Genomic DNA, 21,851 nt, shown 5'->3' with positions numbered 1-21,851 from the left:
TGACTACTGTCAGTGGCCGTCGGGAAACAGGGCGGACCAAGGGAGCGGGGGCCGGCACGTGCAGGCGCAGGGCGGACGAGGGAGTCGACGCGACGGGGATCCCCGCTGCCCGCGCGCCACCGACGCCGGCCCGGCCGCGGTCGGCGACGCCGGTGCCAAGGCCACGGACCCGGGCGCCAGGACCGGTGACACCGCTGCCGCCGGTGGCGGCACGGGCGTTGCCGGGGGCGGCACTTCTGGTGCCGGGTCCTTCGGCCCGGGCCGGCATGCGGGCCCCGGTGGCGCCGGCGCCGGGCGGACGCGAGGGGAGTCCGGGCGCACGACCCGGGGAGCGCGCAAGCGGGCACGTGAACCCGGACGCACCCCTGCGAGCCCCCCTGGCACCCAAGCCCGACGGACCAGTACGAGGACACCGATGTCTCACCTCCGCGCCCCGGCCGCACGCGCAGACCGCCGTGAGGGCGGGCGGCACGGGCGGCCCGCCGTCCGCACCGCACCCGGGCTGCCCGAGACCCACATACGGCCCCAGCTGCTGCGTCTCGCGGTGCTGCCCCCGGTCGCCGTCGCCCTCAGCGGCTGCGCCGCCGTCCTCTTCACCGTCCGGTCCACCGGAGCGCGGCCGGGCCTCACTCTGTGGGCCGTGCTCGGCGGCGCCGTCTTCGTGGCCCTCGTCGGCATCGCCGTCGCCGCGGTCGCCGCCAACCGGGCCGCCCGGTCCGTGCACGACCGCATCGGTGGTCTGCGCCGCAGCACCGCCCGGCGCGAGGCCGACCTGCGCACCCTCGTCGAGACGCTGCGCCGCGGCGACGGCCCGCCCCCACTCGCACCGCAGAACCGGACCGGCCCTCCCGCCGAGGACGCCGACGACTTCGACCTCCTCACCGCCGACCTGTCCCGCGCGCACGACGGCGCCGTCACCGCCGTGGTGCAGGCCTCCCAGCTCTCCAGCCAGACCGGCAGCGAACAGAAGCTGGAGGTCTTCGTCAACCTCGCCCGGCGCCTGCAGTCGCTGGTGCACCGCGAGATCTCCATCCTCGACGAGCTGGAGAACGAGATGGAGGACCCCGACCTGCTCAAGGGGCTCTTCCACGTCGACCACCTCGCCACCCGCATCCGCCGCCACGCCGAGAACCTCGCCGTGCTCGGCGGGGCCGTCTCCCGCCGTCAGTGGAGCAACCCGGTCTCCATGACCGAGGTACTGCGCTCGGCCATCGCCGAGGTAGAGCAGTACTCCCGGGTCAAACTGGTCCCGCCGATCGACGGCCAGCTGCGCGGCCACGCCGTCGCCGACGTCATCCATCTGCTGGCCGAACTCGTCGAGAACGCCACGGTGTTCTCCGCCCCGCACACCCAGGTCCTGCTGCGCGCCAACCTCGTCACCTCCGGGCTCGCCGTCGAGGTCGAGGACCGCGGACTCGGCATGCCGCTGGAGGAGCAGACGCGGATGAACGCGCTGCTCGCCGACCCCGATCAGGTGAACGTCGCCCGGCTCCTCGCGGACGGCCGCATCGGGTTGTTCGTCGTCTCCCAGCTCGCCCGGCGGCACGGCATCACCGTCCGCCTCCAGACCAACATCTACGGCGGAGTGCAAGCGGTGCTCGTCGTGCCGCAGGCGCTGCTGGGAGCGGAGGCGGGAGCGGAGGCGAGAGCGGGGACGCCCGGAGCAGCGGGGCAACCGGCCGCCGGAGCGGGCGGTACGGACCGTCCGGCCACGCCGCGGCGGCCGGACGGGCAGGCCGGGTTCGGCTCGCAGACCGGGCCGTATGGGCTGGACGGGGCCGGGAGCGGCGTCCGTACCAGCGTCGGCCAGGGCGCGTCCCGAGGGCAATCCCGGGTCGGGGACGCTGACTTCGGGGTCTCGTCCGTGCCGCTGCCCGCGTCCGGAGCAGGGCCGTCGGCCCCGCTCCCCGCTCCTGCCCAAGGACACGAACAGGAAGCCGAACTCGACCCGGGCGGACGCGAGGAGGACGGCCGGCCCGCGCCCCTGCCCATGCGCGGGGCCCGTCGGGAGCGTCCGACCCCGGCCGAGGCACGGCCCGGCATCAGTCCCGACGACCGGCGCGTCCTCGCCGAGAACGTCACCACGCCTCCCACTCCACGCAACGGCACCGTGCGCGGCACCATGGGCAAGCCCCAACTGCCCCGCCGCCGCGCCCAGGAGCACATCGCACCCCAGCTGCGTGACGGCCCGACGCCACGCCAGGACCCCGAGCACCTCGTGGGCCACGATCCCGGACTGATGGCCGCCTTCCAGCGCGGCATCAGCCTCGCGGAGGCACAGCAGAACATGGAGGCCGGGAACACGGAGTGGGGCGACACGGAGGCGGCCTCCAGGGACTCCGCACATATGGACCTCGCCCACAGGGATTCCGCCCACAGGGGCCCCACCCACATGGACCTCGCCCACAGGGATTCCGCCCACAGGGACCCCACCCACATGGGCGCCGCCCCCATGGACTCCGCCCCCATGGACTCCGGCTCCGAGGGCCCGGCACCCACCGGGCCCGCACACCGGGACCCGATGCCCGTCCGGCCGGTTCACCTAGAGGCGCTCCCCTCGGAGCTGTCCCCCTCGACCAGGCCGGCGTCCGGGCCCCGTTCCGACCACCGCACGACCACCACCCGGCAGGACGGGAGCGCACCCGCCGGATGACCACCCCCCTTTCCACCCCCACCCCCAGCGCTCCCGCAGACCTTCGTACCCCAAGGAGTCGATCCACCATGGCGAGCGATGCGCCGACCGCCCATGTTTCCGATCTCGACTGGCTGATGAGCGGCCTCGTGCAGCGCGTCCCGCACACGAGTGCCGCGGTGCTGCTCTCCTGCGACGGGCTCGTGAAGTCCGTGCACGGCCTCGACCCGGACAGCGCCGACCACATGGCCGCACTGGCCTCCGGTCTGTACTCCCTCGGCCGCAGCGCCGGTGTCCGCTTCGGCGACGGCGGCGACGTCCGGCAGGTCGTCGTCGAGCTCGCCTCGACCCTGCTGTTCGTCACCACCGCCGGCTCCGGCACCTGCCTGGCCGTGCTCGCAGGCCGCGAGGCCGACGCGGCCGTGCTGGGCTACGAGATGGCCATGCTGGTCAAGAGCGTCCGCCCCTACCTGGTGACCGCTCCCCGGCAGTCCGTCGAATCCCCGGCGATGAGGCCTTGAGCGTGACGGCGGCCGGTGACGGGCCCTGGCTCGACGACGCGGCCGGGCGGCTGGTGCGGCCGTTCACGGTCAGCAACGGCCGCACCCGTCCGACCGTCGCGCTCGACCTCGTGTCGCAGGTGATGGCCACCGGGGCGACCCCCCTCGGCTATCTCGGTCCCGAACACGCGCAGGCGCTCGAACGGTGCCGGGTGCCCGTCGCCGTCGCCGAGGTCGCCGCCCACCTCAAACTGCCGGTGGCCGTCACCAAAGTGCTGCTGGCGGACCTCGTCGACTGCGGGGCGCTGACCACCAAGCCCCCCGCGTTCCACCACAACCCGACGGACCGGGCCCTTCTGGAGGCAGTGCTCGATGGACTACGACGACAGCTCTGACTACACCGACGGACCGGGCCACGGCGCCGACCCGTTCCCCACCGCGCTGAAGATCCTGGTGGCGGGCGGGTTCGGCGTGGGCAAGACGACCTTCGTCGGCGCGGTCAGTGAGATCGCGCCGCTCAGTACGGAGGAGCTGCTCACCACCGTCAGTGCCGCGACCGACAACCTCGACGGCATCGAGAACAAGGTCGAGACGACCGTGGCCATGGACTTCGGCCGCATCACCCTCGACCCGGAACATGTGCTGTACCTGTTCGGCACACCCGGACAGGAGCGCTTCTGGTTCATGTGGGACGAGTTGTGCGAGGGCGCGCTCGGCGCGGTCATCCTCGCCGACACCCGCCGGCTGCAGGAGTGTTTCGCCGCCGTCGACTTCTTCGAACAACGAGGCCTCGGCTTCATCATCGCCGTCAACGAGTTCGACGGTGCCTACCGCTACGACCCCGAGGAGGTGCGCGGTGCCCTGGATCTGTCGCCGGACGTCCCCGTGGTGTGCTGCGACGCGCGGATCTCCAGCTCCGGCGTCCAGACCCTGCTGACCCTGGTACGCCACCTCATCGCCCATACCCCTGCCCCCGCCACGGAGTATGGCGCCCACATGTGACCCCTCCCACCCGCCACGGAGTTCATATATGCCGCAAGCCCACAGCCCAGGAGCTCGCCCATGACCTACGACCCGCCGCGCCCGGCCGGTCGTCTGCTGCTCACACCCGAGGACAAGGAGGCTCCCGCCCGCACCCGCCGTCTGCGCCGACTGGGCCTGGGGGAGCGCCCCGAACCCGCACTCGACGCCTTCGCGCACCGCCTCGCCGAGCTCACCGGGGCGCCGTACGCCATGGTCAACCTCCCCGACGAGCACGGGCAGTTCTACGCGGGCCTCTTTGTGCCGCCTGTCGCTCCCGTGGTGCGCAGCGACGGCACCAGCCCGCGCCTCAGTCGTTCCCTGCCCCGCGACCACGGCTTCTGCCCCCATGTGGTGGCACGCCGTAAGGCCCTTGCCCTGGAGGACGTGGGTGACTATCCGCGGTTCGCCGGCAACCCGGTGGTCGACGAGTTCGGCATCCGCTCCTATCTCGGGGCGCCGCTCATCGAGGCCACGGGCCTGGTGCTGGGCACGGTCAGCGTCGCGGACGTCGAGCCGCGCCCGTGGGGGAAGCCCGGCCTGACGGCGATCAAGGAGCACGCCGCGCTGCTCGTCGTGGAACTGGAGAGCCGGGACGGCCTGCCGCCCTATTGAAACCCCGATTCCCGCGGGGCCCCGAGGGCGTGAAGGAAAGCTGAGGCGGCGCTTAAGAAATCCTCGATGGACCGGTCGGCCGCCGTACGGCAGATTGCTGTGCGATCCCACTCCTCTCCCGGCCCAGGGGTTCCTTCGGCATGCCCGGAGCCGGGACCCACCCTCAGGAGCCGTAGCGGTGAAGGCGCTGGTCAAGCAGAAAGCGGAACCCGGGCTGTGGCTCGCGGACGTCCCCGAGCCGGCCGTCGGGCCCGGCGACGTCCTCATCAAGGTGCTGCGCACCGGAATCTGCGGTACCGACCTGCACATCCGCGCCTGGGACGGCTGGGCCCGACAGGCCATCAGCACCCCGCTCGTGCTCGGGCACGAGTTCGTCGGGGAGGTCGTCGAGACCGGGCGCGACGTCACCGACATCGGCATCGGTGACCGGGTCAGCGGCGAGGGCCACCTGGTGTGCGGCAAGTGCCGCAACTGCCTGGCCGGGCGGCGGCACCTGTGCCGGGCCACCGTCGGTCTGGGCGTGGGCCGGGACGGGGCGTTCGCCGAGTACGTCGCCCTGCCCGCCGCCAACGTCTGGGTGCACCGGGTGGCCGTGGACCTCGACGTGGCCGCGATCTTCGACCCGTTCGGCAACGCCGTGCACACCGCGCTGTCCTTCCCGCTCGTCGGCGAGGACGTCCTCATCACCGGCGCGGGTCCCATCGGCCTGATGGCCGCCGCCGTGGCCCGGCACGCCGGAGCCCGCAACGTCATGATCACCGACGTGAGCGAGGAGCGGCTGGAACTGGCCCGCAAGATCGGCGTCAGCCTCGCGCTCGACGTCTCCGGCGCCGCCATCGCCGACGGGCAGCGCACCCTCGGCCTCCGCGAGGGCTTCGACATCGGCCTGGAGATGTCCGGCCGCCCCGAGGCTCTGCGCGACATGATCGCCAACATGACGCACGGTGGCCGGATCGCGATGCTCGGTCTGCCCGCGCAGGAGTTCCCCGTCGACTGGGCCCGCGTCGTCACCTCGATGATCACCATCAAGGGCATCTACGGCCGCGAGATGTTCGAGACCTGGTACGCGATGTCCGTGCTGCTGGAAGGCGGCCTCGACCTCGCGCCCGTGATCACCGGCCGGTACGGCTTCCGCGACTTCGAGGCGGCGTTCGCCGACGCGGCGAGCGGCCGCGGCGGCAAGGTCATCCTCGACTGGACCGCGTAACTCCCCCTCACCGCAAGCCCTTCAGGAGCCCTCATGTTCGACTCCGTGCGCGACGACCTGCGCGCCACCCTCGACGAGATCCGCGCCGCCGGACTGCACAAGCCCGAGCGCGTGATCGGCAGCCCGCAGTCCGCGACCGTCAACGTCACCGCGGGCGGCCGCCCCGGCGAGGTCCTCAACTTCTGCGCCAACAACTACCTCGGCCTCGCCGACCACCCCGAGGTCGTCGCCGCCGCCCACGAGGCCCTGGACCGCTGGGGCTACGGCATGGCGTCCGTCCGCTTCATCTGCGGCACCCAGGAGGTGCACAAGGAACTGGAGGCGCGGCTGTCGGCGTTCCTCGGCCAGGAGGACACGATCCTGTACTCCTCCTGCTTCGACGCCAACGGCGGCGTGTTCGAGACGCTGCTCGGCCCCGAGGACGCGGTCATCTCCGACGCGCTCAACCACGCGTCGATCATCGACGGCATCCGCCTGTCCAAGGCCCGCCGCCTGCGCTACGCCAACCGTGATCTGGCCGAGCTGGAGGCCCGCCTGAAGGAGGCCTCCGACGCGCGCCGGAGGCTGATCGTCACGGACGGCGTCTTCTCCATGGACGGCTACGTCGCCCCGTTGCGCGAGATCTGCGACCTCGCCGACCGCTACGACGCGATGGTCATGGTCGACGACTCGCACGCGGTCGGCTTCGTCGGCCCCGGCGGCCGCGGGACGCCGGAGCTGCACGGCGTCATGGACCGCGTCGACATCATCACCGGCACCCTCGGCAAGGCGCTCGGCGGCGCCTCCGGCGGCTATGTCGCCGCCCGCGCCGAGATCGTGGCCCTGCTGCGCCAGCGCTCCCGGCCGTACCTCTTCTCCAACACCCTCGCTCCCGTGATCGCCGCGGCCTCCCTGAAGGTCCTCGACCTGCTGGAGGCGGCGGACGACCTGCGCGTCCGGCTCGCCGAGAACACGGCCCTGTTCCGTCGCCGCATGACCGAGGAGGGCTTCGACGTCCTCCCCGGCGACCACGCCATCGCCCCGGTGATGATCGGCGACGCGGCGGTCGCCGGGCGCATGGCCGAGCTGCTGCTGGAGCGCGGCGTCTACGTCATCGGCTTCTCCTACCCCGTGGTGCCGCAGGGGCAGGCCCGGATCCGCGTCCAGCTGTCGGCCGCACACTCCACGGACGACGTCGACCGCGCGGTCGACGCCTTCGTGGCGGCACGGGCGCAGCTGGAGGGCTGACCGGCAGCACCCGGTGCATTTGAGACAATCGATCGCATGATCGAAGCGCGGCGGCTCCACATCCTCCGTGCGGTGGCCGACCACCGCACGGTGACGGCGGCTGCCGCCGCGCTGTACCTCACCCCGTCCGCCGTCTCCCAGCAGCTCGCCGCCCTGGAGCAGGAGACCGGCCACCGGCTCGTCGAGCGCGGCGCCAAGGGCGTACGGCTCACCCCCGCCGGTGAGATCCTGCTCAACCACACCAACGCCGTCCTCGCCCAGCTGGAGCGGGCCGAGGCCGAACTCGCCGCGTACAGCTCGGGAGCCGCCGGCACCGTCACGGTCGCCTCCTTCGCCACCGGCATCGCCCTGGTCGTCGCGCCCGCGGTGGCCGCTCTCGCCCGGTCGGCACCCGGGATCCGCATCCGCGTCCAGGACGCCGAGGGCGACGCCAGCCTGCCGATGGTGCTGGACCGGCAGGTCGATGTCGCCGTCGCCGTCGAGTACCGCGGGGCACCGCCGGCGGACGACCCGCGACTGGCCCACGTCCCGCTGTACGCCGAGCCCTTCGACGCGGTCGTCCCGGTCACGCACCGCCTGGCCGACACCGCCGAGGTGCCGCTCGCCGAACTGGCCAAGGACGCCTGGATCGGCCCCTACCCCGGCAACCCCTGTCACGACGTGGTGATCCTGGCCTGCGAGAACGCCGGATTCCAGCCCCGTATGGAGCATTCCTCGGACGACTTCCGCGCGGTCGTCTCCCTCGCCTCGGCCGACGCGGGCGTCGCCCTGGTGCCGCGCTCGGCGCTGCGCGGCATGGACCTCGCCGGAGTGGTCGTCCGCCCCGTCGACGGCACGGCCCCCACCCGGCGGGTCTTCGCCGCCGTACGCCGGGGAGCCGAGGAGCACCCCCTGATCCGCCCGGTGCTGGACGCACTCGGGGCGGCTGCCCAGGTGTGAGCGGTCCGTAACCCGGCTGTCTCATTTGCGGGATAGCGTCCCGGATATGAGAAGCGACGAGGTGGACCCCGTCGACGCCCGGCTGGGCGCACGCCTCGCCGAGCTGCGAGCCGAACACGGCTGGTCCCTCGGCGAGTTGGCGGACCGAAGCGGGGTGAGCCGGTCGACCCTGTCCCGGGCCGAACGGGCGGAGACCAGCCCCACGACCGCACTGCTGAACCGCCTGTGCGCGGTGTACGGGCGCACGATGTCCCAGCTGCTCAGCGAGGTCGAGGCCGAACCGGAGGCCGTCGTCCGCTCCACCGCGCAGCCCGTGTGGCAGGACCGGGCCTCCGGCTTCGTACGGCGGTCCGTGTCACCCCCGCATTCCGCCCTGCGCGGCGAACTCGTCGAAGCGCGCCTCTCGCCCGGCGCCGACATCGCCTACGACCGCCCGCCCGTCGCCGGACTGGAGCAGCACATCTGGATCCTGGAAGGGGCCCTCGACGTGACCGCGCAGGACACCGAACACCACCTCGGCGCCGGCGACTGTCTGCGGATGCGGGTGTGGGGCCCGACCCGGTTCCGGTGCGCCGCCCGCGAGGGCGTCCGCTACCTGCTGGCGGTGGTGCGGCCGTGAACCGACTGGACGAAGCCCGACTGCTGCGACATGCGGGGAAGCTGGCGGACCTGCTGGTCGACACCGTGAACGGTGGCGCCTCCGTCGGCTTCCTCGCCCCGCTCTCTCATGCGCAGGCCCTGGCCTGGTGGGAGGGGCGGGCCGCCGACGTGGCCGCGGGCCGGGTCGTCGTATGGGCGGCGCACGACGGGGACCGGGTGCTCGGCACCGTGAGCCTGGCCTTCCCCGACAAGGCCAACAGCCGTCACCGCGCCGAGCTCGTGAAACTGATGGTGCACCCGGACGCCCGCGGGCGCGGCCTCGGGCGCGGGCTCCTGGCCACCGCGCAGGACGAGGCCGTGGCGGCCGGCGTCACCCTCCTGCACCTGGACACCGAGACCGGCAGCCCCGCCGAGCATCTGTACCGGTCCGCCGGCTGGACCGCGATCGGCGCGATCCCCGACTACGCGGCCGACCCCGGCGGAGTGCTGCGACCGACCACGATCTACTACAAGCGCGTACCGGCAACCGCTCTCACCAGGTGATTGTCAGTGGGAGCCGATACGGTCCTGCCATGCCGGATGCCGAAGACGTAAGACGTATCGCTCTGTCCCTGCCGGACACGACGGAGAAGATCGCCTGGAGCATGCCCACGTTCCGGGTCGCGGGGAAGATGTTCGCCACGCTGCCGGAGGACGAGACCTCCATCGCCGTGCGCTGCCCCAAGGAAGAGCGTGACGAACTGGTGCTCGCCGAGCCGGGGAAGTTCTGGATCGCCGACCACGAGTCCCAGTTCGCCTGGGTGCGGGCCCGGCTCCGCGCCATCGAGGACGAAGCCGAGCTGCGGGACATCCTGGCCGACTCCTGGCGTCAGGCCGCCCCGACCAGGCTCCTGGAGGCACACCCCCGGCTGGGCGTCGTGGCGGGGGAGTGACCTCATCGGGGTCTCACGCGGGAACCGCCGCCCCGACGAAGCCCCCGATGCGCTCCCGCAGCGACCGGGCGTCGAGACGTGGGCGGCGGCATGCTCCTCCCCCCGCCCGTACCGCCGTAGTTCGCGACGGCCACGCCCAGCCCGGCGGAGGCCCGCAAACGGATGCGCGATCACCGGCGCGAGTGCGGTATTGTTTCCCTGCACGTTCGGCCAGGGGAATCCCCAGGTCAGACGGGCAACGGGACGTGGCGCAGCTTGGTAGCGCACTTGACTGGGGGTCAAGGGGTCGCAGGTTCAAATCCTGTCGTCCCGACAGAATCGACCAGAGGGTCCGCCGATATCGGTGGACCCTCTGCTTGCTTTCCGGGTGTCACCGGGTCGGGTCAGCCGCCGCCGTCCAGGTCGTCGCGCCGGCGCACGATCTGCAGCTCGTCGCCGTCGAGCCGCATCTCGTACAGCTTGCCGCGGGCGTTCTCGAAGGGCCGGTGGAGGATCATCATCAGGCGGCCGTCGAAGGTGTGGAAGAGCATGCCGTGGCCGCTGTCGTCGCGTACCAGCGGACGGCGCTGCTCCCACGGTCCCGCGAGGTCCCCTGATGCGGACACGGCGTAGGTCTGCACGTAGCCGCCGCTGACCGTGCCGTCCTGGCCGGCCACGTTCTTCTCGTAGGTCGACCACAGCATGAGCAGGGAGCCGTCGGGGGAGCGGTACAGCTGGGGGCCGTCGGTGATGTAGGGCGGGAGTTGGTGCGGAACGCCGGCGGGGATCTGCTCTGAGGTCCAGGGCGTGTCCGAGGCCTTGAAGAGGTACACCGGGTCGCCGACCGTCCGGGAGAGGTCGGGGGTCAGCCGGATCGCCTCCATCGTTCCGTCGATCGTCTGGAGCCACTCGTGCGCGTACACCATCCAGGGCTGCCCGGACGGGTCGACGTACAGCGTGCCGTCCAGGGTCATGAGGTGCTCGGGCGGGACCGGGCGCGACGGGTCGAGCACCGTGAAGGGGCCGAGCAGGGAGTCGGAGACCGCCGTGATCGTGCCGCGCATGTGGGTCGGGGTCCGGAAGGGCACACCCCACTGGTTCGGCGGCGGAACCGGAAGCGGCCGGTCCGTGTTGTGGAGCGTCGTGAACAGGTAGTACCCGCCGTCCCACGCGTGCACCTCCGGCGCCCACGCGCCGTCCGTGGCCCAGATGCCCTCCTGCCCGGCCGTCAGGAAGACCACCACCGGCGGCGTCCAGTCGCGCAGGTCACGGCTGCGGTAGACCATCGTGCCGGTGCCGTCCACGCCTGACACGGAGGGGACGTTGGACGTGTACAGGTGGTAGGTGCGGGTGGCGTCGTCGGCGACGACGAACGGGTCGTGCAGCGGCATGTCCGGCAGCCGCATCGGCGAGGTCCTTTCCTCAGTGCTCCCGACGGTCAGATCGCGCAACCCGCGTGGGCCAGCGCCTGCTTGAGCAGCACCCCGTGCCCGCCCGGCATCTCGCTCTGCACCGCCTCCGAGACGGCCTCCTGCGGGCTGAACCACACCAGGTCCAGCGCGTCCTGCCGGGGTCGGCAGTCACCCGTCACCGGCACGATGTAGGCGAGGGACACCGCGTGCTGGCGCGGGTCGTGGTACGGCGTGATGCCCTGCGTCGGGAAGTACTCCGCGACGGTGAACGGCTGGAGCGACGCCGGGACCCGGGGCAGCGCGACCGGGCCGAGGTCCTTCTCCAGATGGCGCAGGAGGGCGTCGCGGACGCGCTCGTGGTGCAGCACACGGCCGGAGACCAGCGTCCGGCTGACCGTTCCGTCGGGCCCCATGCGCAGCAGCACACCGACACTCGTGACTTCGCCGCTGTCGTCGACCCGGACCGGGACGGCGTCGACGTACAGGATCGGCATGCGGGCGCGCGTCATCTCCAGGTCGTCGGAGGACAGCCAGCCGGGCGTGGTTTCGGTCATGTCAGACATCGCTTGATCATACTTTCAGCCGTTCGGACTTCCTGGGTAGCCGCTCCTGGAGAACTGTGACCGGCCACACGCCGGTTCAATCGTCCTCCGGCCCTTCGGTTGGCAGCCGGTAGACCCGCAGGGCGTTGTCCCACCCGGCCCACCGCGCGATCCGCAGCGCCTCCGGCAGGGCCGGTTCGTCGGCGTCCACCCGCTCCTGGAGCAGCCCCGCCAGGCCCTGCCGGAAAGCGAGCGCGCCGAGGTGGTGGAACTCGGGCACACCGTAGGCGTCGGAGCTGTACAGGAGCCTGCGGAACGGTGTGATCTCCAGAGCCTCCGCGAGGACCGCACCGGCCCGGGACGGACCGCCCGGCACGGGATAGGCCAGGGGTCATACGTCCTCCGCGTTCTCCTGGGTCTCCTCCGGCGAAGGCGGCGCCGTCAGGGCTTCACGGCCACCGCGCCGTACTGCGGCACCAGCACGGCCGATCCGGGCCGGGCACGCCACTGCCCGCACGACACCATGCCCGGTTCCAGTACCTCCAGCCCCTCGAAGAACGCGGCGATGTCCGCGCCGCTGCGGGCGGTGATCGGGGGAGTCGCGTTCTCGTTCCAGAACTTCATGGCCGGGATCTGGCCCGCGCCGCCGAGCTCGTCGTCGAAGGTGGGATGGGTGAGGACCAGGAAGCTGCCGGACGGCACCGCGGCCATCACCCGGCGCACGATGTCCCGGGCCTTCTCGACGTCGAGCACGAAGTTGAGGATGCCCAGCATCATCACGGCGACCGGCTGCGTGAAGTCGAGATTCTGCCCCGCCCGTTCGAGGATGGCGTCCGGGTCGTGCACATCGGCGTCGACGTAGGCGGTGACGCCGTCGTGGGTGCCGGTGAGCAGGGTGCGGGCGTGCACCAGCACGATGGGGTCGTTGTCGACGTAGACGATGCGGGAGTCGGGCGCGAGCCGCTGGGCGATCTCGTGGGTGTTGTCCGCCGTGGGCAGTCCCGTGCCGATGTCGAGGAACTGCCGCACTCCGCGCTCGCCGGCGAGGAACGACACGGCCCGGCCGAGGAAGTCCCGGTCCGCCCGGGCGATGTCCCGGATGATCGGGAACATGCCGGCGACCTGCTCGCCGACCTGCTGGTCGACCTCGTAGTTGTCCTTGCCGCCGATCCAGTAGTTCCACACGCGCGCGTTGTGCGCCACACCGGTGTTCAGCCTCGCCGACCCTCCCGAAGGGGTGTGGACATCACTCACGACTCGTCCTCTCCTCGCACGCCCGACCGGAACCGGTCATCGCCGCCATTGTGCCGCTCCGATGATCACGCTGTCCCGGGAATCGGCGGAGCGGGCGCGGGGGGTCGGCGCCGGGTGGCTCGCAGGAGGCGATCGCCGTGCCGAACGGCTCAGTTGGGGCTCGGGGCGGGTGACTTCCCGGCCAGGACGTCCTTGAGCCGCTGGGTGCCCTGCCGCACGGCCTGCTGCGCGGAGTCGTTCTCGTCCCCGTCGAGCCCGCCGGCCGTGACGGTGATCGCGTCGTCCCCGACCCGCACAGCGGCGACGTCCAGGGTCAGCGTCGCGTCGTCGCCGCCGGCCGAGCCCTGCACCGTCACGCGCAGCCCCTGACGGGCGTCGCCCGCCTTGGGCAGCGGGATCTCGATGACCTGGACGGTGCGCTTCTCCCCGCCGTCGGTCACGGTGAACTGGTCGCAGTTCTCCGGCAGGGTGCCCATCCAGTTCAGCGAGTCCTGCGGGTCGGTCCGGTCGTAGGAGGCGACCTGGTACAGCAGGCGGGAGTCGCCCTGCTGGAAGCCGCGCAGCTCGGACGCGCCCGAGGGCCTGCCCAGCAGATCGTCGTCGAACAGCGAGCCGAGCAGCCGCCGGCAGTCGGACGCCTGGGTCTTGGCGGTGAGGAAGTCGGAGACGTCGACGGTGCCGATGAGCAGGCTGTCGTGCCAGTTCTCGGCCTCGGTGTCCTTCACCTGCGTCCAGTCGTCCTCGATGTCCGCCTCGGTGATCAGCGCGGTCCGGGCGCCGTCCGTGGACAGGGTGGCGGTGGGAGAGGGGGTCTGCCGCTCTCCGGCGACCTGTGACGCGGTGACGCCCCGGACGCGCGAACCGTCCGTGCCGCCGTCGTCCGAGCAGGAGGCGGTGCAGAGCAGCGTGCCTGCCGCCAGGGCGGGGGAGAGAACGCGGACGAGCCGGGACGGACGACGGGTCATCGGGAGTGCCTCCTGAGAACGTGACGCGTGCCCTTCAGCGCACCACCGGCGCCTAGCGCCCACCACCGGCGCGGGACCGATCGGGTGAGCGCCGCCGGGCGCGGGGACCGTCCGACTTCTGGCGTCAGGGCTCCCGCGCGATGTTCAATGAGACTGCACAAGACACCGCGCAAGACCCACCAGCCGCCCGAGCAGAGGAGCCGCCCGTGTCACCCGCCGTCGTGCCGCCCGTCGGCGCGCGCATCCGGCAGGCGCGTCTGGAGCGCGGTACGAGCCTGCGCGCGCTGGCCCGGGAGGTCGGGGTGTCGCCGAGCCTCGTGTCGCAGATCGAGACCGGCAAGAGCCAGCCGTCGGTCAGCACCCTGTACGCGATCACGACGGCCCTCGGCATCTCCGTCGAGTCCCTCTTCGACGTACGGGAGAACGCCGTCGCGTCCTCGCCCGGGGCTTCACCCGGCACCGTGCCGCACGCCCTCGCCGCCCTCGCCGCCGAGCCGGGGCGGCGGATCGGGCCGCTGGTCGGCGTGGGCGGGCGTGAGACGCTGGAGCTGGACTCGGGGGTCGTGTGGGAGCGTCTGGGGCGGGTGCCGGGCGCGGAGGCCGACTTCCTGCTGGTGACGTACCGGCCCGGCGGCTCCTCCTCGGGCTCCGGCGCGCTGATGCGGCACCCCGGCACCGAGTACGGCTATCTCACCTCCGGCGAGCTGGTCCTCACCCTCGGATTCGAGGAGTACACGCTGCGGCCGGGCGACTCCGTCTGCTTCGAGTCGACGACACCCCACCGCTACCGCAACGATGGAGGGGTACCGGCCGTGGGCGTCTGGTTCGTGTCCGGCGATGTTCAGTGACACTTGACACCCATCGCGCACGGGCGTTCACTCCGAAGTGGGGGTGGTCGCCATGGCGATCCGCACATACGGCCCCAACGCCGTCGACTGGGAAGAGCGCATCGACCTGGACCGGCTGCGCGGGCAGCGGCTGGCCCGGCTGCGCGAGTCCCTGAACCGCTCCCCCCTGGGCGCGGTCCTCAGCTTCGACTTCGCCAACATCCGCTACATGACGGCCACCCACATCGGCACGTGGGCGATGGACAAGCTGATCCGCTTCGCCCTGCTGGTACGCGACGGCGAACCGGTCGTCTGGGACTTCGGCTCCGCCGCCCGCCACCACCAGCTGTACAACCCGTGGCTCGATCACAGCGACGGCAAGGGCGGCCCGCCCACCGGTGCCCGGGCCGGCATCTCCACCCTGCGCGGCGCCTTCCACCCGGACGCCGGGATCGCCGAGGACGTGGCAGCCAAGATCGCCGCCGAGCTGCGCGACCACGGGCTCGCCGGCGAACCCCTCGGCGTCGACGTCGCCGAGATGCCGGTCCTCGCCGCGCTGCGCGCCGAGGGCATCGACGTCGTCGACGGGCAGCAGGTCTTCCTGGAGGCCCGCCGCATCAAGACCGGCGACGAGATCGCCCTGCTCACCCAGGCCTGCGCCATGGTCGACGCGGCGTACGAGGAGCTCTACGGGTACCTGCGTCCGGGCGTGCGGGAGAACGAGTGCGTCGGCCTGGTCAGCAAGGTGCTCTACGACCTGGGCAGCGAGTACGTCGAGGGCGTGAACGCCATCTCGGGCGAGCGCTGTTCACCGCATCCGCACGTCTACAGCGACCGGCTGATCCGCCCCGGCGATCCGGCCTTCTTCGACATCCTGCACAGCCACCTCGGCTACCGCACCTGCTACTACCGCACGTTCGCCGTGGGCAGCGCCTCGCGGGCGCAGCGGGACGCGTACGTGCGCTGCCGGGAGTACATGGACGAGGCGATCGCGCTCGTCCGGCCCGGTGCGACCACCGCCGACGTCGTCCGGGTGTGGCCGCGCGCCGAGGAGTTCGGCTTCGCCGACGAGACCGCGGCGTTCGCCCTCCAGTACGGCCACGGCGTCGGCCTGTCGATCTGGGAGAAGCCGATCTTCAGCCGTCTGGTCTCCCTCGACCACCCCGAAGTCCTGGAAGAGGGCATGGTGTTCGCCCTGGAGACGTACTGGCCGGCCGCCGACGGCTGGTCCGCCGCCCGGATCGAGGAGGAACTGGTCGTCACAGCCGACGGCTGCGAGGTCATCACCAAGTTCCCCGCCGAGGAACTGCTGGTGGCCGGGCGCAAGTACTGGACGGTGGGCGGCGAGCTGAACACCCGGCGCGAGGCGCAGTCCCACCTCAACACCGGGGACCGCGCGCGGGCGGACACGGGGGAGCGCTCACCCGCGCACACCACGGACCGGCGGACGGCCCGGCAGGAGCACTGATGGACGCCACCGCGCTCCTCGACCGGTACGAGCGGATGAACGTCATCCGCCGGACGGAGAAGGCCGCCCACGACCTGTTCCTGCGGGGCCTGGTGAAGGGCACCACACACCTGGCCGCCGGGCAGGAGGCCATCGCCGTCGGGGCGAGCGCCGCCCTGCGCCCGGACGACTACGTGTTCGCCACCTACCGGGGCCACCACCATGCCCTCGCCCGCGGCGCCACCCCCGAGGAGTGCCTCGCCGAGCTGATGAGCCGGGCGACGGGGCTGTGCAAGGCCAAGGGCGGCTCCATGCACCTGACCAAGGCGGCCACCGGCATGCTCGGCTCGTACGCCATCGTCGGCTCCCATCTCCCGATGGCGGTGGGCGCCGCCTGGTCGGCCCGGCTGCGCGGCACCGAGCAGCTCGCGGTCGCCTTCTTCGGCGACGGCGCGACCAACATCGGCGCCTTCCACGAGTCGCTCAACCTGGCCGCCGTGTGGAAACTGCCGGTGCTGTTCGTGTGCGAGAACAACCTGTACATGGAGTACACCCCCATCGCCGACGTCACGGCCGTGCCCCGCCCCGCCGCCGACCGGGCCCCCGCCCACGGCATCCCGGGCGAGGTCGTCGACGGCAACGACGTCGTGGCGGTCGAGGAGGCGGTGGGACGGCTCGCGCGGCGGGCCCGGGCCGGAGACGGGCCCGCCGTGCTGGAGGCCGAGACCTACCGGCACTTCGGGCACAGCCGCGCCGACCCGGCGGCCTACCGCCCGGCCGAGGAGGTCGAACGGTGGCTGAAGCACGACCCGCTGGACCTGGCGCGGGGGCGCCTGGCCGAGCTGGGCGTGGGCGAGGAGACGCTGGCCGGGGCCGACGAGCGGGCCAGGGCCGTCGTGGAGCGGGCCGTGGAGGCGGCGAAGGCCGCGCCGCCGCCCGATCCGCGGGAGGCACTGACCGACGTGTGGGCGGACGGAGGTGTCGCATGGCGGACGTGATCACCTACCGCGAGGCCGTCGCCGAGGGCCTCGCGCGTGAGATGCGCCGGGACGCGTCGGTGGTGTGCCTCGGGGAGGACATCGCCGCGGCCGGCGGGGTGTTCAAGACGACCACGGGGCTGCTGGAGGAGTTCGGACCCGGGCGGGTGTGGGACACGCCCATCTCCGAACAGGCCATCGTGGGCGCGGCGATGGGCGCCGCCATGACCGGGATGCGGCCCGTGGCGGAGATCATGTTCTCCGACTTCCTGGCCTGCTGCTGGGACTACCTCGCCAACGAGATCCCCAAGGTCCGCTACATGACCGGCGGCCAGGTGACCGTCCCCCTCGTCGTGCGCACCGCCAACGGCGGCGGGCTCGGCTTCGGCGCCCAGCACTCCCAAGCCACCGAGAACTGGGCGCTGACCGTCCCCGGGCTGAAGGTCGCGGCACCGGCGACACCGGCCGACGTCATCGGCATGCTGGCGGCGGCGATCCGCAGCGAGGACCCGGTGGTCTTCTTCGAGCACAAGGGGCTGTTCGCGACCAAGGGTCCGCCGCCCCCGACCGGTCACGTCGTCGAGCTGGGCCGGGCCGCGGTCGTCCGGGAGGGCGGCGACATCACGCTCGTCGCGCTCGCCTCGATGGTTCCCCTGGCGCTGAAGGCCGCCGACGTCCTGGCCGGGGAGGGCATCGAGGCCGAAGTGATCGACCTGCGCTGCCTGGTCCCGCTGGACGCAGCGACCGTCCTCGCCTCGCTGGAGAAGACCTCCCGGCTCCTCACCGTCGAGGAGAACCCGTACCAGGGCGGCTGGGGCGCCACCGTCGTGTCGGTCGTCGCCGACGAGGGATTCGCCCTGCTGGACGCGCCCGTGCGGCGGGTGGCGGGGGAGTGTGTCCCGTTGCCGTTCGCCGATGCGCTGGAGGAGCAGGTCGTCCCCACCGTCGACAAGGTCGTCACGGAGGTCCGCAGGCTCGCCGCCTACTGAGCCGCACACCCGCCACGGAACACCCCATGGGAGGAAGCGCGATGACCACCAGGACACTGCTGCGCTCCGGTCACGTGATCTCGATGGACCCGGACATCGGGGACCTGCCCCAGGGGGACGTCCTCGTCGAGGACGGCAGGATCGCGGCCGTCGAACCCGAGATCAGCGCCGACGCCGAGGTCCTCGACGTGACCGGCCACATCGTGATCCCGGGCTTCGTCGACACCCACCGCCACACCTGGGAGGCCCCCATCCGGGGCGTCGCCCCCGACGCCACCCTCGACGACTACTTCGTCGACATCCTCGACACCTTCGCACCGCTGTACACCCCCGAGGACGTGTACGCCGGCAACCTCGCGGGCGCGTTGGAGTGCCTCAACGCCGGCATCACCACGCTCGTCGACTGGTCGCACATCAACAACACCCCCGAGCACCCGGACGCGGCGGTCCAGGGCCTGAAGGAATCCGGCATCCGGGCGCGGTACGCGTACGGCAGCGCCAACACCTCCCTCGCGGAGTACTGGTTCGAGAGCAGGATCGTGATCCCGGCGGACGACGTACGGCGGATCCGGTCGACGCACTTCGCGTCCGACGACGGCCTGCTCACCATGGGTCTCGCCACCCGCGGACCCGGCTTCTGCGTCGACGAGGTCGTCACCGCCGAGTGGGCCCTGGCGCGCGAGCTCGGTCTCCCGATCACCGTGCACGTGGCCATGGGTCGCCTCGCCGGCCGTTTCGGCATGGTCAGGCAGCTCCACGGCATGGGGCTGCTCGGCCCGGACACCACCTACGTCCACAGCTGCTACCTCAGCGAGGAGGAGTGGCGGATGGTCGCCGACAGCGGCGGCACGGTGTCGGTCGCGCCGCAGGTGGAGCTCCAGATGGGGCACGGCTGGCCGCCCGTGATGCAGGCCATCGAGCACGGTCTGCGGCCGTCGCTGAGCATCGACGTCGTCACCACCGTCCCCGGCGACATGTTCACCCAGATCCGCGCTGCTTTCGGCGCCGAACGCGCACGCGTCAACGCCGACTGCTGGCAGGCCAACATGCCGGTCCCCGACACCATGCTGACCGCACGTCGGATGCTGGAGATCGCCACCGTGAACGGCGCCCACGTCGCCGGTCTTGAGGACCGCACCGGCTCCCTGACCCCCGGCAAGCGCGCCGACATCGTCACGATCGACGCCACCGCCCCGAACGTCGCCCCCGTGCACGACGCGGTGGCCGCGGTGACGCTGTGCGCCGACGTGTCCAACGTGGCCACCGTCCTCGTCGACGGTGTGATCCACAAGCGCGACGGCAGGCTCCTCGGCGACACGGCACGCGCCCTGCGGCTCGTCGGCGAGTCCCGCGACCGGCTCCTTGCCGCGAAGGAGGCCAAGGGGGCGAAGGCACCGGCATGACCAATCACCTGGTGCGCCACGCCGCCGACCTGCCCGAGCCGCCCCACGACGGCCGGGGGCACCGGCGCCGGGCGCTGGTCGGCGAGCAGGACGGCAGCGTCCACACCGGCTTCGGCCTGTGCGAACTGCTCCCGGACGGCCGGGTGCCCGCTCATGTGCACTCGTACGAGGAGACCTTCCACCTCCTCGACGGGAGCGTGATCCTCGACCTGCCCGACGGCTCGTACCTGCTGGAGGCGGGCGACTACGGCCTGCTGCCGACCGGCGTCCCGCACGCCTGGCGCGGTGCCGGGGGCACCGGCGGCCGCTGGGCCGACATGCTGGCCCCGGTGCCGCGCGCCCGCTACGGACACGACACCCAGGCCGTCCCGGACCTGCCCGCGCGCGAGCCGTCCCGGGTCGACGTCCGCGACCCGCGCACCCGCCGCTTCGGCCACTTCGAGCCCGGCCAGATGGATCCCAACCAGCAGTCCCAGGATCTGCTGGCCGTCACGGCGAGCATGCGGACCGCGCTGCTGGTCTACAGCGGGATCACGGTGAAGATGATGATCGACGGCGATCTGGGCGCGGTCGCGTCGACGATGTTCATGGTGCAGTACGCGTCCGACGGGGTCATCGGAACCCACGACCATCCCTTCGAGGAGACCTATCTGATCCTGGAGGGCGTGGCCGAGGCCACCCTGGACGGCGAGCGGTACCGGCTGGAGCCCGGCGATCTGGCCTGGGCGGGCGCCGGATGTGTGCACGGTTTCGTCAACGCGGGGCAGGGGACGCTGCGCTGGCTGGAGACACAGGCGCCGCAACCGCCGTCACGGCACTCGTACCGGTTCACGCGGGACTGGGACTATCTGCGTGCGGCACTGGAGGAGAAGTCATGAGCAGTGTGCTCGTCGTCGGCGGTACGTCCGGGATCGGGCTGGAGTTCGCCCGGGCGCGGGCCGGGCAAGGTGACGACGTCGTCCTCACCGGCCGCGACGCCCAGCGGGCCGAAGCGGTCGCGAAGGAATGCGGCGCCCGCGGACTCGCCCTCGACCTGGCCCGGCCGCTGGAGATCGCGGCGGCCCTGGCCGGCATGGGGCGCGTCGACCATCTCGTGATCGCGGGCGTCTCCCGGGACGACAACAAGGTGAGCGACTACGACATCGACGCCGCCCTGCGGCTGGTCACCCTGAAGCTGGTCGGCTACACGGAGGTCGTGCACACGCTGCGCAGCCGGCTGCACGACGACAGCTCCATCGTGCTGTTCGGCGGCCAGGCCAAGGAACGCCCCTATCCGGGCGCGACGACGGTGGCGACGGTCAACGCGGGGGTGCGGGGCATGATGAACTCCCTGGCCGTCGAACTCGCTCCGATCCGGGTCAACGCCGTGCACCCCGGCGTCGTGGGTGACAGCCCGTACTGGCAGGCCAAGCCGGAGAAGGTGCTCGCCGCGCTGCGCATTGAGACACCCACGGGACGGCTCGCCGCCATGGCGGACGTGGTGGACGCGGTGGACTTCCTGCTGCGCAACCGGTCGGTCAACGCCGTCGAACTGACGGTGGACGGGGGGTGGCTGCTCGGGTGAGCGGCCTTGTGGCGGAGGTGTCGGAGGGAGGTGCCGGCGGCGGGTCCGGCGCGAGGTGCCGACGGGGGTCGGCGCGAGGTACCGGCGGGGGGCCGGCGCGAGGTGCCGACCGGGGGGTCGGCGCGAGGTGCCGAGGGGAGGTACCGGCGGGACGTGCCGGCTGAGGTGCCGGTCACCCGGCACGCCGCAGTGTGTCCCGCGCGACCTCCTTGTCCACCGCCGCCCGCATCAACGCCGCGGCGAAGACGGCCGGGTCGGTGTCGCCGGCCAGTTCGGTCAGGCGCTCCGGGTCCTTCGGCAGGTCCAGCCGCTCGGCGCCCTGGAGGGCCTTGGCGTCGAGGTAGGGGGCCGCCTCCCACCAGACGCCCTGCGCCTCACGCAGGAAGATGTCGGCACCAGCCGGCCCGATTCCGGGGAACTCCCGGAGAAGGCGGCGCAGTTCGGAGACCTTGCCGTCCGCCTCCCGGCGAAGCCGCCGCAGATCACCGCCCCACCGCTCGCTCAACAGCTCGGCGGCGTCACCGAGCTGGGTGGCCGTGCGCTCGTCGTAGCGCCGGTAGCCGCCCCGGCCCAGGGCGTCGACCCGCTGCTGCCGGCCGGCCTGCGCCATGCGGCGCGGGTCGCGCAGCCCCGCCTCGTGCAGGGCACGGGCGGTGGCCAGCGCGACCGAGCCGCGGATACGGGCACTGAGCAGGTGGGACAGCACCAGCAGCCGGTACAGCGGCTGCGGTGTGTCCTTCAGCCCGACGCCCGCCTCGTCGGCGTACGTCCGGCCGTGCGCGCCGAGGAGTTCCCGTACGACGCGCTCCGGGCGGCTCAG

23 protein-coding genes, 1 tRNA gene and 1 pseudogene are annotated in these 21,851 nt (G+C 72.3%); 19 read left to right on the top strand and 6 right to left on the bottom strand.

The window, feature by feature from the left end:
* Window positions 1-415: 415 nt before the first annotated feature.
* The 12 genes from ACFY9S_RS11640 (at window position 416) to ACFY9S_RS11585 (ending at window position 9,985) form a co-directional block, all read left to right on the top strand.
* Window positions 416-2,653 (top strand): ATP-binding protein, encoded by a 2,238-nt coding sequence (locus ACFY9S_RS11640; RefSeq protein ID WP_391125971.1) that lies wholly within the window; start codon window positions 416-418, stop codon window positions 2,651-2,653.
* Between the two features lie 68 nt (window positions 2,654-2,721).
* Window positions 2,722-3,153 (top strand): roadblock/LC7 domain-containing protein, encoded by a 432-nt coding sequence (locus tag ACFY9S_RS11635; RefSeq protein WP_031135180.1) that lies wholly within the window; start codon window positions 2,722-2,724, stop codon window positions 3,151-3,153.
* 2 nt (window positions 3,154-3,155) lie between these two features.
* Window positions 3,156-3,527, top strand: a complete 372-nt coding sequence (locus ACFY9S_RS11630) for a DUF742 domain-containing protein (protein ID WP_062930368.1) — start codon at window positions 3,156-3,158, stop codon at window positions 3,525-3,527.
* On the top strand, window positions 3,505-4,134 hold the full coding sequence (locus ACFY9S_RS11625) for an ATP/GTP-binding protein (protein ID WP_391125968.1): 630 nt from the start codon (window positions 3,505-3,507) through the stop codon (window positions 4,132-4,134). The genes ACFY9S_RS11630 and ACFY9S_RS11625 overlap by 23 nt, the downstream gene beginning before the upstream one ends.
* A gap of 60 nt (window positions 4,135-4,194) precedes the next feature.
* Window positions 4,195-4,767, top strand: a complete 573-nt coding sequence (locus tag ACFY9S_RS11620; RefSeq protein ID WP_391125965.1) for a GAF domain-containing protein — start codon at window positions 4,195-4,197, stop codon at window positions 4,765-4,767.
* A gap of 178 nt (window positions 4,768-4,945) precedes the next feature.
* On the top strand, window positions 4,946-5,974 hold the full coding sequence (gene tdh / locus ACFY9S_RS11615; RefSeq protein WP_391125962.1) for an L-threonine 3-dehydrogenase: 1,029 nt from the start codon (window positions 4,946-4,948) through the stop codon (window positions 5,972-5,974).
* Between the two features lie 33 nt (window positions 5,975-6,007).
* The gene (locus ACFY9S_RS11610; protein ID WP_391125959.1) at window positions 6,008-7,201 is read left to right on the top strand and encodes a glycine C-acetyltransferase; all 1,194 of its coding nucleotides are present in this window, start codon (window positions 6,008-6,010) and stop codon (window positions 7,199-7,201) included.
* Window positions 7,202-7,237: 36 nt separating this feature from the next.
* A complete protein-coding gene (locus tag ACFY9S_RS11605; protein WP_391125956.1) occupies window positions 7,238-8,140 on the top strand; it encodes a LysR substrate-binding domain-containing protein in 903 nt (300 codons plus the stop codon).
* 46 nt (window positions 8,141-8,186) lie between these two features.
* Window positions 8,187-8,759: a helix-turn-helix domain-containing protein gene (locus ACFY9S_RS11600; RefSeq protein WP_391125953.1), complete on the top strand. Its 573-nt coding sequence runs from the start codon at window positions 8,187-8,189 to the stop codon at window positions 8,757-8,759.
* A complete protein-coding gene (locus ACFY9S_RS11595; protein ID WP_391125950.1) occupies window positions 8,756-9,283 on the top strand; it encodes a GNAT family N-acetyltransferase in 528 nt (175 codons plus the stop codon). Before ACFY9S_RS11600 ends, ACFY9S_RS11595 begins: the two co-directional genes overlap by 4 nt.
* Window positions 9,284-9,312: 29 nt before the next feature.
* Window positions 9,313-9,672, top strand: a complete 360-nt coding sequence (locus ACFY9S_RS11590) for an MmcQ/YjbR family DNA-binding protein (protein ID WP_391125947.1) — start codon at window positions 9,313-9,315, stop codon at window positions 9,670-9,672.
* A gap of 239 nt (window positions 9,673-9,911) precedes the next feature.
* Window positions 9,912-9,985, top strand: a tRNA-Pro gene (locus ACFY9S_RS11585).
* A 70-nt stretch (window positions 9,986-10,055) separates the two neighbouring features.
* Here ACFY9S_RS11585 and ACFY9S_RS11580 read toward each other — a convergent pair.
* The 5 genes and pseudogenes from ACFY9S_RS11580 to ACFY9S_RS11560 all read right to left on the bottom strand — a co-directional run bounded on the left by ACFY9S_RS11580 (window position 10,056) and on the right by ACFY9S_RS11560 (window position 13,824).
* Entirely contained in the window at window positions 10,056-11,057 is a 1,002-nt protein-coding gene (locus ACFY9S_RS11580) for a family 43 glycosylhydrolase (protein ID WP_391125944.1), read from the bottom strand.
* A gap of 32 nt (window positions 11,058-11,089) precedes the next feature.
* On the bottom strand, window positions 11,090-11,626 hold the full coding sequence (locus ACFY9S_RS11575; protein WP_102911208.1) for an NUDIX hydrolase family protein: 537 nt from the start codon (window positions 11,624-11,626) through the stop codon (window positions 11,090-11,092).
* Window positions 11,627-11,702: 76 nt separating this feature from the next.
* Window positions 11,703-11,972, bottom strand: a pseudogene (locus tag ACFY9S_RS11570) (amidohydrolase family protein); the annotation flags it as partial.
* A 74-nt stretch (window positions 11,973-12,046) separates the two neighbouring features.
* Complete coding sequence (locus tag ACFY9S_RS11565) at window positions 12,047-12,859, bottom strand: SAM-dependent methyltransferase (protein ID WP_391125941.1); 813 nt, start codon at window positions 12,857-12,859, stop codon at window positions 12,047-12,049.
* 149 nt (window positions 12,860-13,008) lie between these two features.
* Window positions 13,009-13,824: a hypothetical protein gene (locus ACFY9S_RS11560; protein ID WP_391125938.1), complete on the bottom strand. Its 816-nt coding sequence runs from the start codon at window positions 13,822-13,824 to the stop codon at window positions 13,009-13,011.
* A gap of 206 nt (window positions 13,825-14,030) precedes the next feature.
* Between ACFY9S_RS11560 and ACFY9S_RS11555 the strand changes: the two genes are divergently transcribed.
* The 7 genes from ACFY9S_RS11555 to ACFY9S_RS11525 are packed head-to-tail and all read left to right on the top strand — an operon-like array spanning window position 14,031 to window position 21,031.
* Window positions 14,031-14,672: a cupin domain-containing protein gene (locus ACFY9S_RS11555; RefSeq protein ID WP_391125935.1), complete on the top strand. Its 642-nt coding sequence runs from the start codon at window positions 14,031-14,033 to the stop codon at window positions 14,670-14,672.
* A 52-nt stretch (window positions 14,673-14,724) separates the two neighbouring features.
* Window positions 14,725-16,119: a M24 family metallopeptidase gene (locus ACFY9S_RS11550; RefSeq protein WP_391125932.1), complete on the top strand. Its 1,395-nt coding sequence runs from the start codon at window positions 14,725-14,727 to the stop codon at window positions 16,117-16,119.
* Window positions 16,119-17,096, top strand: coding sequence for a thiamine pyrophosphate-dependent enzyme (locus ACFY9S_RS11545; protein WP_391125929.1), 978 nt, complete (start codon window positions 16,119-16,121; stop codon window positions 17,094-17,096). The genes ACFY9S_RS11550 and ACFY9S_RS11545 overlap by 1 nt, the downstream gene beginning before the upstream one ends.
* The gene (locus ACFY9S_RS11540; protein WP_391125926.1) at window positions 17,084-18,064 is read left to right on the top strand and encodes a pyruvate dehydrogenase complex E1 component subunit beta; all 981 of its coding nucleotides are present in this window, start codon (window positions 17,084-17,086) and stop codon (window positions 18,062-18,064) included. Before ACFY9S_RS11545 ends, ACFY9S_RS11540 begins: the two co-directional genes overlap by 13 nt.
* A gap of 41 nt (window positions 18,065-18,105) precedes the next feature.
* A complete protein-coding gene (locus ACFY9S_RS11535; protein WP_391125923.1) occupies window positions 18,106-19,467 on the top strand; it encodes an amidohydrolase family protein in 1,362 nt (453 codons plus the stop codon).
* Window positions 19,464-20,345: a cupin domain-containing protein gene (locus tag ACFY9S_RS11530; protein ID WP_391125920.1), complete on the top strand. Its 882-nt coding sequence runs from the start codon at window positions 19,464-19,466 to the stop codon at window positions 20,343-20,345. Before ACFY9S_RS11535 ends, ACFY9S_RS11530 begins: the two co-directional genes overlap by 4 nt.
* A complete protein-coding gene (locus tag ACFY9S_RS11525) occupies window positions 20,342-21,031 on the top strand; it encodes an SDR family oxidoreductase (protein WP_391125917.1) in 690 nt (229 codons plus the stop codon). Before ACFY9S_RS11530 ends, ACFY9S_RS11525 begins: the two co-directional genes overlap by 4 nt.
* 172 nt (window positions 21,032-21,203) lie before the next feature.
* On the opposite strand, the gene ACFY9S_RS11520 is transcribed toward ACFY9S_RS11525, so the two are convergent.
* On the bottom strand, window positions 21,204-21,851 hold the full coding sequence (locus ACFY9S_RS11520) for an endonuclease (protein ID WP_391126593.1): 648 nt from the start codon (window positions 21,849-21,851) through the stop codon (window positions 21,204-21,206).

The sequence above is a fragment of the Streptomyces sp. NPDC012474 genome (assembly GCF_042955185.1).
Classification (GTDB): Bacteria; Actinomycetota; Actinomycetes; order Streptomycetales; family Streptomycetaceae; genus Streptomyces; species Streptomyces cahuitamycinicus.
Note: the sequence above shows the minus strand (reverse complement) of the source record. Positions and strands in the feature narration are given on the sequence as shown.

Excerpts from the sequence above, each read along its gene's own strand:
- ACFY9S_RS11580 (WP_391125944.1), bottom strand. The coding sequence starts at position 11,057 with ATGCGGCTGCCGGACATGCCGCTGCACGACCCGTTCGTCGTCGCCGAC.
- ACFY9S_RS11600 (WP_391125953.1), top strand. The coding sequence starts at position 8,187 with ATGAGAAGCGACGAGGTGGACCCCGTCGACGCCCGGCTGGGCGCACGC.
- ACFY9S_RS11540 (WP_391125926.1), top strand. The coding sequence starts at position 17,084 with ATGGCGGACGTGATCACCTACCGCGAGGCCGTCGCCGAGGGCCTCGCG.
- ACFY9S_RS11590 (WP_391125947.1), top strand. The coding sequence starts at position 9,313 with ATGCCGGATGCCGAAGACGTAAGACGTATCGCTCTGTCCCTGCCGGAC.
- ACFY9S_RS11605 (WP_391125956.1), top strand. The coding sequence starts at position 7,238 with ATGATCGAAGCGCGGCGGCTCCACATCCTCCGTGCGGTGGCCGACCAC.
- ACFY9S_RS11545 (WP_391125929.1), top strand. The coding sequence starts at position 16,119 with ATGGACGCCACCGCGCTCCTCGACCGGTACGAGCGGATGAACGTCATC.
- ACFY9S_RS11530 (WP_391125920.1), top strand. The coding sequence starts at position 19,464 with ATGACCAATCACCTGGTGCGCCACGCCGCCGACCTGCCCGAGCCGCCC.
- ACFY9S_RS11635 (WP_031135180.1), top strand. The coding sequence starts at position 2,722 with ATGGCGAGCGATGCGCCGACCGCCCATGTTTCCGATCTCGACTGGCTG.
- ACFY9S_RS11575 (WP_102911208.1), bottom strand. The coding sequence starts at position 11,626 with ATGTCTGACATGACCGAAACCACGCCCGGCTGGCTGTCCTCCGACGAC.
- ACFY9S_RS11610 (WP_391125959.1), top strand. The coding sequence starts at position 6,008 with ATGTTCGACTCCGTGCGCGACGACCTGCGCGCCACCCTCGACGAGATC.
- ACFY9S_RS11625 (WP_391125968.1), top strand. The coding sequence starts at position 3,505 with ATGGACTACGACGACAGCTCTGACTACACCGACGGACCGGGCCACGGC.
- ACFY9S_RS11535 (WP_391125923.1), top strand. The coding sequence starts at position 18,106 with ATGACCACCAGGACACTGCTGCGCTCCGGTCACGTGATCTCGATGGAC.
- ACFY9S_RS11550 (WP_391125932.1), top strand. The coding sequence starts at position 14,725 with ATGGCGATCCGCACATACGGCCCCAACGCCGTCGACTGGGAAGAGCGC.
- ACFY9S_RS11525 (WP_391125917.1), top strand. The coding sequence starts at position 20,342 with ATGAGCAGTGTGCTCGTCGTCGGCGGTACGTCCGGGATCGGGCTGGAG.
- ACFY9S_RS11620 (WP_391125965.1), top strand. The coding sequence starts at position 4,195 with ATGACCTACGACCCGCCGCGCCCGGCCGGTCGTCTGCTGCTCACACCC.
- ACFY9S_RS11640 (WP_391125971.1), top strand. The coding sequence starts at position 416 with ATGTCTCACCTCCGCGCCCCGGCCGCACGCGCAGACCGCCGTGAGGGC.
- ACFY9S_RS11560 (WP_391125938.1), bottom strand. The coding sequence starts at position 13,824 with ATGACCCGTCGTCCGTCCCGGCTCGTCCGCGTTCTCTCCCCCGCCCTG.